Annotated in this window: 13 protein-coding genes; 10 read left to right on the top strand and 3 right to left on the bottom strand. The window is 55.9% G+C overall.

From position 1 onward, the window contains the following. Positions 1-232: 232 nt before the first annotated feature. The 6 genes from rhtA (at position 233) to ybiO (ending at position 6,802) form a co-directional block, all read left to right on the top strand. Positions 233-1,120: a threonine/homoserine exporter RhtA gene (rhtA, locus tag PGR29_RS09545; protein WP_316424446.1), complete on the top strand. Its 888-nt coding sequence runs from the start codon at positions 233-235 to the stop codon at positions 1,118-1,120. 238 nt (positions 1,121-1,358) lie between these two features. Beyond that, positions 1,359-1,862 carry a DNA starvation/stationary phase protection protein Dps gene (gene dps / locus PGR29_RS09540; RefSeq protein WP_015367579.1) on the top strand — a complete coding sequence of 168 codons (504 nt, stop codon included), beginning with the start codon at positions 1,359-1,361 and terminating at the stop codon, positions 1,860-1,862. A 379-nt stretch (positions 1,863-2,241) separates the two neighbouring features. After that, entirely contained in the window at positions 2,242-2,988 is a 747-nt protein-coding gene (glnH, locus tag PGR29_RS09535; RefSeq protein WP_015367580.1) for a glutamine ABC transporter substrate-binding protein GlnH, read from the top strand. A 125-nt stretch (positions 2,989-3,113) separates the two neighbouring features. Beyond that, the gene (gene glnP / locus PGR29_RS09530) at positions 3,114-3,773 is read left to right on the top strand and encodes a glutamine ABC transporter permease GlnP (protein ID WP_045364618.1); all 660 of its coding nucleotides are present in this window, start codon (positions 3,114-3,116) and stop codon (positions 3,771-3,773) included. After that, positions 3,770-4,492 (top strand): glutamine ABC transporter ATP-binding protein GlnQ, encoded by a 723-nt coding sequence (gene glnQ, locus PGR29_RS09525; RefSeq protein WP_015367582.1) that lies wholly within the window; start codon positions 3,770-3,772, stop codon positions 4,490-4,492. The genes glnP and glnQ overlap by 4 nt, the downstream gene beginning before the upstream one ends. Before the next feature lie 111 nt (positions 4,493-4,603). Then, positions 4,604-6,802, top strand: a complete 2,199-nt coding sequence (ybiO, locus tag PGR29_RS09520) for a mechanosensitive channel protein (protein ID WP_316424445.1) — start codon at positions 4,604-4,606, stop codon at positions 6,800-6,802. Here ybiO and rlmF read toward each other — a convergent pair. Further along, complete coding sequence (rlmF, locus tag PGR29_RS09515) at positions 6,799-7,713, bottom strand: 23S rRNA (adenine(1618)-N(6))-methyltransferase RlmF (RefSeq protein WP_113373910.1); 915 nt, start codon at positions 7,711-7,713, stop codon at positions 6,799-6,801. The genes ybiO and rlmF overlap by 4 nt on opposite strands. Positions 7,714-7,810: 97 nt before the next feature. Between rlmF and PGR29_RS09510 the strand changes: the two genes are divergently transcribed. The 4 genes from PGR29_RS09510 (at position 7,811) to ybiJ (ending at position 9,778) form a co-directional block, all read left to right on the top strand. Continuing rightward, positions 7,811-8,425, top strand: coding sequence for a flavin reductase family protein (locus tag PGR29_RS09510; RefSeq protein ID WP_087860024.1), 615 nt, complete (start codon positions 7,811-7,813; stop codon positions 8,423-8,425). Between the two features lie 158 nt (positions 8,426-8,583). Continuing rightward, complete coding sequence (locus tag PGR29_RS09505) at positions 8,584-8,847, top strand: DUF1471 domain-containing protein (RefSeq protein ID WP_087860025.1); 264 nt, start codon at positions 8,584-8,586, stop codon at positions 8,845-8,847. Positions 8,848-8,966: 119 nt separating this feature from the next. Further along, positions 8,967-9,233 carry a DksA/TraR family C4-type zinc finger protein gene (locus PGR29_RS09500; RefSeq protein ID WP_045395039.1) on the top strand — a complete coding sequence of 89 codons (267 nt, stop codon included), beginning with the start codon at positions 8,967-8,969 and terminating at the stop codon, positions 9,231-9,233. A gap of 284 nt (positions 9,234-9,517) precedes the next feature. Then, positions 9,518-9,778 (top strand): DUF1471 family protein YbiJ, encoded by a 261-nt coding sequence (ybiJ, locus tag PGR29_RS09495; protein WP_045395040.1) that lies wholly within the window; start codon positions 9,518-9,520, stop codon positions 9,776-9,778. 102 nt (positions 9,779-9,880) lie between these two features. On the opposite strand, the gene ybiB is transcribed toward ybiJ, so the two are convergent. Beyond that, the gene (gene ybiB / locus PGR29_RS09490) at positions 9,881-10,849 is read right to left on the bottom strand and encodes a DNA-binding protein YbiB (protein ID WP_316424443.1); all 969 of its coding nucleotides are present in this window, start codon (positions 10,847-10,849) and stop codon (positions 9,881-9,883) included. 50 nt (positions 10,850-10,899) lie between these two features. Further along, positions 10,900-13,044 carry an ATP-dependent DNA helicase DinG gene (dinG, locus tag PGR29_RS09485; protein WP_015367590.1) on the bottom strand — a complete coding sequence of 715 codons (2,145 nt, stop codon included), beginning with the start codon at positions 13,042-13,044 and terminating at the stop codon, positions 10,900-10,902. Between the last annotated feature and the right edge of the window lie 111 nt (positions 13,045-13,155).

The raw sequence follows: 13,155 nt of genomic DNA, 5'->3' as shown, positions 1-13,155 counted from the left end.
TTTCGTAACAATCTGGAAATCAAACACTTTTCGCGCAAAAAGTGCTTAACGTTTACCAGCCGTAAGCGCTGCGCATCCAGATTATTCTTAGTCGCGAAGGCATTCCCCTACGCATTTTACGCCATTGTACTGTTTTTCCACCCTCTTTTTTCAACAATCGCTAAACCGTTAAGCGGTTATTCCAGTACACTGGAACCTTTACCTCTTTTGACAAACCCTGACAGGAGAAAGGATGCCCGGCTCGTCCCGTAAAGTTCCGGCGTGGTTGCCGATACTGGTTATTTTGATCGCCATGGTCTCCATTCAGAGCGGCGCATCGCTGGCGAAATCGCTCTTCCCGTTGATTGGCGCACCGGGCGTCACCGCTCTGCGCCTGACGCTCGGCACTTTAATTTTAGTCGTTATTTTTAAGCCGTGGCGACTGCGCTTTGCCCCGCAGCAGCGGCTGCCGCTGTTCTTTTACGGCGTGGCGCTAGGAGCGATGAACTATCTCTTCTATTTATCGCTGCAGCGGATCCCGCTCGGCGTCGCGGTCGCGCTGGAGTTTACCGGGCCGCTGGCGGTGGCGCTCTTCGGTTCACGCCGTCCGCTTGATTTCGTCTGGGTGGCGCTGGCGGTGCTCGGGCTGTGGTTCCTGCTGCCGCTTGGGCAAAACGTAGGGCAAGTAGATTTAGTCGGCGCGCTATACGCGCTCGGCGCCGGCGCATTCTGGGCGGTCTATATTCTTACCGGCCAGCGCGCGGGTGAAGAACATGGCCCGGCGACGGTGGCCATGGGCTCGCTCATCGCGGCGGTGATTTTTGTGCCCATCGGCATCGTCCAGGCCAGCGATACGCTACTGCAATGGTCGCTGCTGCCGCTGGGGCTTGGCATCGCCATTCTCTCTACCGCGCTGCCCTACTCGCTGGAAATGATTGCCCTGACGCGGATGCCCACCCGCACCTTCGGCACGCTGATGAGCATGGAGCCGGCGCTGGCAGCGCTCTCAGGAATGGTGTTCCTCGGCGAGACGCTGACGCTGACGCAAACTCTGGCGCTAGGGGCGATTATCATCGCCTCAATGGGGTCGACGCTGACCATGCAGCGGCAAAGCAAAATTGAGAAAGTCGATATAAATTAAGATTTTGTTACCACACTGGCTCGCGGTCTTAGCGAGCCAGTCACTTACTTCTAATTATATGATTTAACAAAACTTTTTAAATAGCCAACAACTTAGCGCTATCGGACTGATATGGACAGCCGATGCCTCATATCCGATATCCCTTGCTATAATTATTCCCGAAGTCATTTGGGACAAACGCTCTACATAATTCAAATTTGAAGTATGACGAGTATCAATATCAAGAGGATATGAAACTATGAGTACCGCAAAACTGGTTAAAACTAAAGCGTCTAACCTGCTCTATACCCGTAACGATGTCGCAGACAACGAGAAGAAAGCTACCGTTGAGCTGCTGAATCGCCAGGTGATCCAGTTCATTGACCTGTCGCTGATTACCAAGCAGGCCCACTGGAATATGCGCGGTGCCAACTTTATTGCCGTTCATGAAATGCTGGATGGTTTCCGCACTGCACTCACCGATCACCTTGATACGATGGCTGAACGTGCCGTTCAACTGGGCGGCGTCGCTCTGGGCACCACTCAGGTCATCAACAGCAAAAGCCCGCTGAAAAGCTACCCGCTGGATATTCACACCGTTCAGGAACATCTGAAAGAGCTGGCCGACCGTTATGCCATCGTGGCCAATGATGTGCGTAAAGCTATCAGCGAAGCGAAAGATGAAGACACCGCCGATATCTTTACCGCGGCTTCCCGCGACCTGGATAAATTCCTGTGGTTCATCGAAGCGAATATCGAATAAACGTCCGTCGCCGTCAGCGCCCGCTGGCGGCTATTTCCATCCCCCCCTACAACCGCTTAACTCGCCCTCTTTTGGTGCACCACCTTGTACACAATACGTACTAAAGTAAAACATTTGTAATAATCACCTCACACAATCGTTACAGCAAGATTGTTTTCCCATCAGGGTTTGCGTTAAAAATGCTCTGGTTATTCGCTACGTTTATATTGCACCAAAATGACGCCCCATCACGGTGCATTTACCGTATTGGATAACCGAAATTGTGCAAGCGATATGAGAGCTCCTGTTGAAAAACAATGGCTTGTAAAACTGGCACGATTTTTTCATTAGGCTACACGTTCTCGCAGGGGCTCGTCCCGTGGATAAAAAAGGAAATACTATGAAGTCTGTATTAAAAGTGTCACTGGCTGCACTGACCCTGGCTTTTGCGGTTTCGTCTCACGCCGCAGATAAAAAACTGGTAGTCGCCACCGATACGGCGTTTGTTCCGTTTGAATTTAAGCAAGGTGATAAATACGTCGGCTTCGATATTGACCTGTGGGCCGCGGTCGCCAAAGAGCTGAAACTGGACTACACCCTGAAACCTATGGACTTCAGCGGCATCATTCCCGCGCTGCAGACCAAAAACATCGATCTGGCGCTTGCGGGGATCACCATCACCGACGAGCGTAAAAAAGCGATCGACTTCTCCGATGGCTACTACAAAAGCGGCCTGCTGGTGATGGTGAACGCGAAAAACAATGACATCAAAGACGTGAAAGACCTGAACGGCAAAGTGGTCGCCGTGAAGAGCGGCACCGGCTCCGTTGATTATGCGAAAGCCAACATCAAAACCAAAGATCTGCGCCAGTTCCCAAACATTGACAACGCTTATATGGAACTGGGCACCGGCCGCGCTGACGCGGTACTGCACGACACGCCAAACATCCTGTACTTCATTAAAACTGCCGGTCAGGGCAAGTTCAAAGCGGTAGGCGAATCGCTGGAAGCGCAAAGCTATGGTATCGCTTTCCCGAAAGGCAGCGACGAACTGCGCGAAAAAGTGAACGGCGCGCTGAAAACGCTGCGTGAAAACGGCACCTACAACGAAATTTATAAAAAATGGTTCGGTACTGAACCAAAATAATAATCAGGACGACTTCCCGCGGCCAATCCGCCGCGGGCTCCACGGCGCCAGGCTCTCTTTCCCCGGCGCCGTATTCGCAGAGGCTTTCTCTGCTTTCGACACGGTAACAGTAACAGGAACACATTATGCAGTTTGACTGGAGTGCCATCTGGCCCGCCATTCCTATTTTGCTGGAAGGCGCCAAAATGACGCTATGGATTTCGGTCCTCGGCCTGGTTGGCGGCCTTATCATCGGTCTGGTGGCCGGTTTCGCCCGCTGTTTCGGCGGCTGGATAGCCAACCACGTCGCGCTGGTATTTATTGAAATCATCCGCGGCACGCCAATTGTGGTGCAGGTGATGTTCATCTACTTCGCGCTGCCGATGGCGTTTAGCGACTTACGCATCGACCCATTCACCGCCGCGGTGGTGACCATCATGATCAACTCCGGCGCCTATATCGCGGAAATCACCCGCGGCGCGGTGCTGTCCATCCACAAAGGCTTCCGCGAAGCGGGTCTGGCGCTGGGGCTCTCCCGCCGCGAGACCATCCGCCACGTGATCCTGCCGCTGGCGCTGCGCCGTATGCTGCCGCCGCTCGGTAACCAATGGATTATCAGTATCAAAGATACGTCGCTGTTTATCGTCATCGGCGTCGCCGAGCTGACCCGCCAGGGCCAGGAAATTATTGCCGGTAACTTCCGCGCGCTGGAAATCTGGAGCGCCGTTGCGGTCATTTATCTGATCATCACCCTGGTGTTGAGCTTCATTCTGCGTCGTCTTGAAAGAAGGATGAAAATCCTGTGATTGAATTTAAAAACGTTTCCAAACACTTTGGCCCGACTAAAGTGCTGCACGATATCGATCTGAAGATCAACAAAGGCGAAGTGGTCGTGATCATCGGGCCATCCGGCTCCGGTAAATCTACGCTGCTACGCTGCATCAACAAACTGGAAGAGATCACCAGCGGCGATCTTATCGTCGATGGCCTGAAGGTGAACGACCCGAAAGTTGACGAGCGCTTAATTCGCCAGGAAGCCGGAATGGTATTCCAGCAGTTCTATCTGTTCCCGCACCTGACGGCGCTGGAGAACGTGATGTTCGGCCCGCAGCGCGTGCGCGGCGCGTCGAAGGCGGCGGCAGAAACGCTGGCGAAAGAGCTGCTGGCGAAAGTGGGTCTCGCGGAACGCGCACACCACTATCCATCCGAACTCTCCGGCGGCCAGCAGCAGCGCGTCGCCATTGCCCGCGCGCTGGCGGTGAAACCGAAAATGATGCTGTTTGATGAGCCGACTTCGGCACTTGACCCGGAACTGCGCCATGAAGTGCTGAAAGTCATGCAGGACCTGGCCGAGGAAGGTATGACGATGGTCATCGTAACCCACGAAATCGGCTTTGCTGAAAAAGTGGCGTCACGGCTGATCTTCATCGATAAAGGCCGCATCGCCGAAGATGGCGACCCGCAGGTTCTGGTGAAGAACCCGCCAAGCCCGCGTCTGCGCGAGTTTTTACAGCACGTAGCCTGATGCGCCCGGCTCTCCCCGGCAAAGGGAGAGCCGCTTTCCAGATTCATCCCACCGCTCCTCCTCGTGTGACCCCTTCTATACTTAGCAGTTTGAGATGCAATGGAGGCGCCCATGCCGTGGATCCTACTGTTGCTCGCTGCGCTGTGGATTTCTCCACTGTCGGCGGCGTCATTGCCCGGCATACCGGCGGCGACAACCGACAAAAGCACAGCCAGCGAGCCTGACCTTGAACAGAAAAAAGCCGCCTGGGCGGCATTGGCTGACGTTCTGGATAATCCGGACTCGCGGCAGGAGTTAATCGATGAGCTGCGCAAAGCCGCCGCCACCCAGCCGCCTGCCACCGCCCCCACGCTGACCCCGCCAGAAGTCAAAGATGAGCAAACCGTTCTGGAAAGCGTGACGGAAGTTAGCCGTCAGTATAGCGAGCGCCTGTCGTCGCGGTTTTCGCAGCTATGGCGCAATATCACCGGCTCGCCGCATAAGCCTTTCCATGCCGATGCTTTTCGCAATGCCGCTGGCGACTTCCTGCTGCTGGCCGGGCTGGTTTTTGCCTTCTGGTGGTTAGTACGCCTGGCGGCGCTGCCGCTGTATCGCAAAATGGGCCATTGGGGAAGGCACAAAAACCGTGAGCGCAATAACTGGCTTCAGTTACCGGCAACCATTGCTGGCGCTTTCATCATCGACCTGCTGCTGCTGGCGCTAACGCTGTTTATCGGCCAGCTGTTAAGCGATCGTTTAAACGGCGGCAACCGCACCATTGCTTTTCAACAAAGCCTGTTTCTTAACGCCTTCGCGCTGATCGAGTTTTTTAAAGCCATCCTGCGAGTGATTTTTTGCCCACGGATTGCCGATTTACGCCCCTTCAATATCAGCGACGAACACGCAATCTACTGGAACTTACGCCTCAGCGCCCTGAGTAGCCTGATTGGTTACGGGCTGATCGTGGCGGTGCCGATTATCTCCAACCAGGTTAACGTGCAAATTGGCGCCCTGGCCAACGTCATCATAATGTTGTGCATTACGGTGTGGGCGTTGTATCTGATTTTCCACAACAAACGCGCCATCACCCAGGGGCTTATCCATCTTGCCGACCGCTCGCTGCCTTTCTTCAGCCTGTTTATTCGCGCTTTCGCGCTGATCTGGCACTGGCTGGCCTGTGCCTACTTTATCGTGCTGTTCTTCTTTTCGCTCTTTGACCCCGGCAACAGCCTCAAATTTATGATGGGCGCGACGCTGCGTAGCCTGGCTATCGTCGGCGCCGCGGCGCTGGTATCCGGTATTTTGTCACGCTGGATAGCCAAAACCATCACCCTGTCGCCAGAAACGCAACGCCACTATCCGGAGCTGCAAAAACGGCTCAACGGCTGGATCTCCGCCTCGCTGAAAGCCGCGCGGATCCTGACGGTATGCGTGGCGGTGATGCTGTTGCTGAGCGCCTGGGGACTGTTTGATTTTCAGCAATGGCTACACAATGATGCCGGGCAAAAAACGGTGGATGTCCTGATTCGTATCGCGCTAATCCTGTTCTTCTCCGCCGTCGGCTGGACCCTACTGGCAAGCCTGATTGAGAACCGCCTGTCATCGGACATTCATGGACGCCCGCTGCCCAGCGCTCGCGCCAGAACGCTGCTGACGCTGTTTCGCAACGCGCTGGCGGTGGTCATTACCACCATTACGATAATGATCTTATTGTCGGAAGTGGGGGTAAACATCGCGCCGCTGCTGGCGGGCGCCGGGGCATTAGGGTTGGCTATCTCTTTCGGCGCCCAAACGCTGGTTAAAGATATTATTACCGGCATCTTTATCCAGTTTGAAAACGGGATGAACACCGGCGATCTGGTGACCATCGGGCCATTAACCGGCACGGTGGAACGGATGTCGATCCGCTCGGTGGGCGTGCGCCAGGATACCGGGGCGTACCATATTATTCCCTGGTCTTCGATAACCACCTTCGCCAACTTTGTGCGCGGGATCGGTTCGGTGGTCGCCAACTATGATGTCGACAGGCAGGAGGACCTGGATAAAGCCAATCAGGCGCTGAAGGCGGCGGTAGACGATCTGATGGCGCAGGAGGAGATCCGCGGGCTGATTATTGGCGAACCCTCGTTCGCCGGGCTGGTGGGGCTTAGCAATACCGCGTTTACCTTACGCGTCAGCTTTACGACGCTACCGCTGAAGCAGTGGACGGTACGCTTTGCCCTCGATACCCAGGTGAAGCAGCATTTCGACCGCGCCGGCGTGCGCGCGCCGGTACAAACCTGGCAAGTATTGCCGCCGCCGCGCAACGCAAACCCCGCGGCGGAGACTTAAAATGGACGACGGCGCTTTGCGTCGTCCATAAAGCTCCAGGCGATAAAGCGGCTCTGTTTCTGCCCCTGCGCCATCTCTTTTTTCACCACTTTCACCGCGCCGACTTCGGTCAGCAGGCGATACAGCGGCGGCAAATTATCGCCGCGGGAGACCAGCGAGGTAAACCATTTAACCTGGCGGCCGAACTGCTGGCTTTCGCGGATCATTTGCGAAATAAAGGCCACTTCGCCGCCTTCACACCACAGTTCCTGCTGCTGGCCGCCGAAGTTCAGTACGCTGTCTTCACCGAGCCCCAGATTACGGCGTTTACGCTCGCCGCCGGCACGCGCGCTGGCGGCGGAATCGTGGAACGGCGGGTTGCAGAGAGTCGCATCATAGGTTTCATTCTTATGAATGATCCCGGTAAAGATTGCCTGGCCCTCTTTCTGGCGACGCAGACGAATTTGCCGCGTCAGCCCTGGGTTGCCGTTGATAATCGCCTGGGCGCTGGCAAAGGCTTGCGGGTTGACTTCGCTACCGGTGAAGCGCCAGCCGTATTCATGCGCGCCAATCAGCGGATAGATGCAGTTCGCGCCGGTACCGATATCGAGAATGCTGGCATTTTTCGGGATCTCGCCGCTATCCTGCGCCAGCAGGTCGGCCAGATGGTGGATGTAGTCCGCGCGTCCCGGCACTGGCGGGCACAAGAAGCCGTCAGGAATATCCCAGTGTTTTACCGCGTAAAAGTGCGCCAGCAGCGCCTTATTCAGCGCCTTCACCGCCAGTGGGTTAGCAAAATCAATGGTTTGCTCACCGACCGGATTCAGGGTGATGTAGCTTTGCAGCTCGGGATGAGTCTGGCACAGCGCTGGCAAATCATAGCGTTGGTGATGACGGTTACGCGGGTGCAACCCCGGTTTTTCGGCTTTCATGGCAATCTCCTTTCAACAGCCGCGTAAGATACCCGTTGACGGCGGCGCGGTAAATAAGGGAGTCTGGATATCTTCTTATTTCGTTTTCTGGTGCTCTATGTACTTCTATCAACCTGCCGAAGGCCACGGCCTGCCGCACGACCCGCTGAATGCTATCGTCGGGCCGCGCCCCATCGGCTGGATCGCATCGCTCGATAACGCAGGGCAACGCAATCTCGCCCCCTACAGCTTCTTCAACTGCTTTAACTATCGGCCACCGATCATCGGTTTCGCCAGCGGCGGCTGGAAAGACAGCGTGCAGAACATTGTTGAAACAAAAGAGTTTGTCTGGAATCTGGCTACCCGGCCACTCGCCGAAGCGATGAATGAAACCTCCGCCTCTATTCCGCGTCATGAAGATGAATTCCTGCGCGCCGGATTGACCGCCGCGCCGAGCCGGATCGTCCGCGCTCCGCGCGTGGCGGAAAGCCCGGTCCACTTCGAATGCCGCCTGACGCAGTGTATTCAGTTGACGCGCGCCAGCGGCGAAGCCATTGATAGCTGGCTGGTGCTCGGCGAAGTGGTCGCCGTACATATTGATGAGTCGCTGCTGGAAGACGGGATCTATCAAACCGCGAAAGCGCAGCCGATTTTACGCGCCGGCGGGCCGACGGCCTACTACAGCATTGATGAAAGCCAGCGCTTCGATATGATCCGCCCGGACGCTCGTTAACTTTCACGTAATAAGGCTAACGCATGTCGCAGCGGGCGAATGCCCGGGCGGCATTAAGCGCGTAAAGTGGTTGTTTGCCCACGCTTATTTATCCGGTGGTTCTGCGCATCACGACCTAAACTTATGGTATGTCCCATGCTGTTAATGAGGATATAGCCATGAGAACCTTTCTGTTCGTACCCGCTTTTATCGCGCTCGCCCTTCTCTCCTCATTCACTTTGGCCAACACCGCTGAAACCGCTCCGGTGGCCGTTGGTCCGCTGCGCCCGTCCGGCTCCGTTTCCGCCTCCGGCGCCAGCACCCTCGACGACTTACAAGCGCAACTGGCGCAAAAAGCCCACCAGCAGGGGGCGATTGCCTGGCGAATTAACGCCGCCGGCGGCGGCAATAAATTAGCCGGCACGGCGATTATTTATAAATAATTCTTCCGCTCTCGCCGGGAATACGCAGGCGGAAATCCCGGCTGCCGGGACTTGGCTGCTCATTTTTCGCCCCCATATTTTCTATACTGTTTATAGATTGCAAACACGAGGAGCGCATCATGGCATCAGGTTGGGCAAACGATGGGGCCGTCCAGGATCAAATTGACAGCACGGTAAACGATGCTGTCGCCCGCGCCCGTAGCGAGCTTCCTGGCGGCGAGAGCAACAAATTTTGTGAAGAATGCGGCGAGCCTATTCCGGAGGCGCGGCGCAAGGCGCTGCCCGGGGTTAAATACTGCGTGAAGTGCCAGCAGGATAAAGATTTACATAACAATACATATTCAGGATATAATCGCCGCGGCTCCAAAGATAGCCAGCTGCGCTGACCTTCCTTTACCGTTCATTACCGCTGATTGCGCTATCTTTTCACGCACGTTTTTTGGCGAAAAAAGTAGCAATATGTGCCTTTAGTTGCCATGGCAACTAGTTTGTCCCTCGACCGTAGCAATAGCGGAAAATAATTTATTAATAATCAATAAATTATTAATCATTCAAAAAATTCGATTAAGACTGTGAATTTCCTTCGATTTTATCTCGCGGCAAAAAACGTGATACTCATCACATCGACAGAACATCGTCCCCCTACAGAACACACTGCGAGAGATTAATTATGAAAAACATCAAATACGCTGCCGCTGCTATCGCCCTTTCCGCTCTGTCTTTCGGCGCATTCGCCGCTCAGCCGGTGACCTCCGCACAGGCAGAAAGCATGAATAAAATCGGCGTCGTTTCCGCTGAAGGCGCAACGACTCTGGATGGCCTGGAAGCCAAACTGGCTGCTAAAGCAGATGCCGCTGGCGCAACCGGCTACAGCATCACCTCCGCTAACACCAACAACAAAGTTAGCGGTACCGCGGTTATCTACAAATAATCGCAGCAACACTCTGAAATGCCACTGAATTAACCCTGAAAAGACCTTTTAAATACCCTTGTTTGCCCGTCCGAGCCACCGGACGGGCTTTTTTTTGTCCGTTTACCAGCGTTCGGCAACCTGCGCCAGGCCATTGGCGAGCGAACTCGCCTGACCGGTGGCGACCAGGCAGCAGGCAAGCTGAATTTTCAGCGACTGCGGAACCGGCTCGCTACCGCTCACGCAGCGCTCAATCCAGCGCGCGGTAACTTCGGGATCTTTAGATTCCGGCAGCGCCACCTTGTCCTGCTGGCTTTCATCGGCTCGCTCATGCAGCGCTCGCGTCCCCGCCGCATCAATGAGATTGATTTGTGGACAACGCTGCGGATTGGCGTAAACCTCACCTTCGGTACCGTGCATCAATAGCGCGCGACCGCCGATTTCAGTAAAGAACTTCGCGACCTTATCGACGTATTCCGGATGCGAGACGCTCGACAGACGCAGCGCGGCATCTTCAGCGAACGGCGTCGCCAGCTTGGCCAGGGTATGGGCGCTGTTGCGCACCCCCATCCGCCAACGCAATGCCAACTGCTTTTCCAGCGGCGGGCACAGCGCGCCGACCGGGATATAGACCGGCTCATGGCTGTCGAGACGCGCCTGGGCCTGACCCGCGTGGGTGGTGGCCGGGATCCCCATCAGCGCAAATATGGTCTCGGTCAGTACACGGGTTGGATCGTGGCTGACGCCGTGAACCACCACCGGGAAACCAAGTTTATGCAGCAGTACCGCCAGCAGCGGCGTCAGGTTGGCCTGTTTGCGCGCGCCGTTATAGCTGGGGATAACAATTGGCATCGGTTTCGCTACCGGCGGCGTCAGGCGGATGGTCTGTAGCTGCATCGCCTCATAGAAGCCCTGCATTTCGGCTTCGCCTTCGCCCTTGATGCGCAGCGCAATGAGAATAGCGCCCAGTTCCAGATCGTCCACTTCGCCGTTTAACATCCGCGTATACAGCGCACGGGCCGTGACTAAATCCAGGTCGCGAGCGTGATTTTTGCCGCGCCCGACTTTTTTGATGATTTTGGTGTAATCCATCAACTTGCTCCCTCCAGCGGTAGGCTCCGCCGACCGCACCGCTTATGCGCTTAGCGGCGTCGGCGACGCGTCTGTTTTGCTTTGCTTTTTACTATAACCTCGGGAACGCCCGGCTGCTCTATGGGAAATACCGGTAACGCATTTAACAATCGCGCGCCGTAATTTTTAGTCAGCAGACGCTTATCGTAAATAATGACTTCGCCCCAGCACTGATGGCTACGTATCAGGCGCCCGACCTGTTGAATCAGGTTGAATGAAGCGCTCGGCAGGCTTTGCACCTCAAAGGGATAGCGGTTGAGGCTTTTCAACCACTCGCCTTCGGTGATCACCACCGGGCTGTCGATCGGCGGGAAGGCGATTTTATGGATATGTACCTGGCTTAACAGCTCGCCTTTTAAATCCAGCCCTTCGGCAAAAGATTGCAGGCCAACCAGTACGCTGCGCTCCCCACCTTCAACGCGTTTACGATGCAGCTCGACCAGCCGATAGCGCGGCTGGTCACCCTGCACCAGCAGCATCAGGCGCAGATCGGTAACATGTTCCAGAAAGCGATTCATGGCACGCCCGCTGGCGAACAGCACCAGCATACCAAGATGCTTTTTGCTCTCGACCTGTTCACGGAAAAAAGCCGCCATTTCGGCGATGTGCTGCTCTTCGTTATCAATAAGCGGCTCATAGCGCATCTGCGGAATAATAATTTTTCCCTGCTCGACGTGATTGAACGGCGAGTCCAGCGCCACGAAACGATCGCCCGCTTTTTCCTTCAGACCGCTCATCTCCTGCAGTCGCGAAAAGCTATTCAACGAACGCAGGGTCGCCGAGGTGACGACAATATGCGGCACGCTGCGCCATAGCAGGCGTTCAAGCTGATCGCTGACGCGGATCCCGACGCAGTGGAACCAGACATGGATCTGGCCATCGCGAATCTCACGGGTGGCCCACTTGGTCACCGGCGCGCCGGAAGACTGCGCCATTGAGGCCAGCCGCCACAGCTTGCTCTGGCTTTCGAACATGCCAAGGGCCCGGTTCATCTGCAGCAGGATACGATGCAGACGCACCACGTCGTGGCTGCCGGTCTTTTCGCTGAGATCGTTGAGAAACAGCTCCGCCAACCCGCGCAGCATTTCGGTGAGCTTGGCCAGCCGCTGGCAAATCTCCATCACTTCCTGCGGCAGTTCGCCCATTGGGAAGCGATGCTCCGCCTCCTGAGCGGCAGGCATATAGAGATTGAGAATATTATTGAGCGAGGCGATAAGCTCATACAGCTCTTCGCAGTGTTCGTTCAACCGTTCCGGATTGGCCAACGGCGGTGTGGTCTTCGGACGGAACTGCTCCATGCAGGTCGCCACCAGCTTGCTGAACAGATCCAGCTGCAGCCGGTACCAGGGCGCGGTTATTTCCGCGCTCATCTCTAAGGCGTCGCGGGCGACGTCCGGCAGATGGTGGCCTTCATCAAGCACCAGCAGCAGGTTTTTCGGCTCCGGCAGCACCGCTTCGCTCTCCATCGCCGCCATCACCAACGCATGGTTGGCCACCACCACTTCCGCTTCCTGAATTTCGCGCCGGGCCACGAAAAACGGGCATTCACGGTAGTAGTGGCAGTTGCGGTTAAGACAGCTGGCTTTATCGGTGCTTAGCCGCCCCCACAGGGCGTCGTCAATGGGCTTATCGGTATGGTCGCGCAGGCCGTCCCATTTATAGCCGTCGAGATCGGTTTTCAGCGTCGCGCACAGCTTTTGTTCGGCCTGGTTTTTTGGCGTCAGATCGTCATCAAGGAACGCCAGCAGGTCCTGCTGCGTCGCCTCGGTGCTGGCCAGCGCCGCCAGATTACGCGGGCAAACATAGCGGCCGCGACCAAAGGCGGCGGTAAAGCGCAGGTCGGGAATAATCTTGCGCAGCAACGGCAGGTCTTTACTGTAGATTTGATCCTGCAGCGCGACGTTGGCGGTACTGACCACCAGCGTTTTTTGTTCCTCACGGGCGATGGCGATGCCGGGGATCAGATATGACAGCGTTTTGCCGACGCCGGTCGGCGCTTCGATAGCCAGATGCCGTCCCTCTTCCCCGGCGAGCGTTTTCGCCACATCGGCGATCATCTGCCGCTGCGGGGCTCGGGGGATAAAGTCCGGGATCTGTTCCTGAAGCGCCTTATACCAGGCGGCGATTTGCGCTTTAAGCGCAGCGGTCAAAGCCATGAGAAAACCTGAATACTGTATAAACAGCCACTATTGTGCCATTTTTGCCGGCCAGGAGGTATTGCTTTCTGTAGAGGGTGGAATCGCGCTCGATAAAAAACGCAATGAACG

Source organism: Klebsiella sp. 141203 (genome assembly GCF_032601985.1).
GTDB classification, from domain to species: domain Bacteria; phylum Pseudomonadota; class Gammaproteobacteria; order Enterobacterales; family Enterobacteriaceae; genus Klebsiella; species Klebsiella aerogenes.
This window is presented reverse-complemented; position numbering and strand designations above follow the sequence as displayed.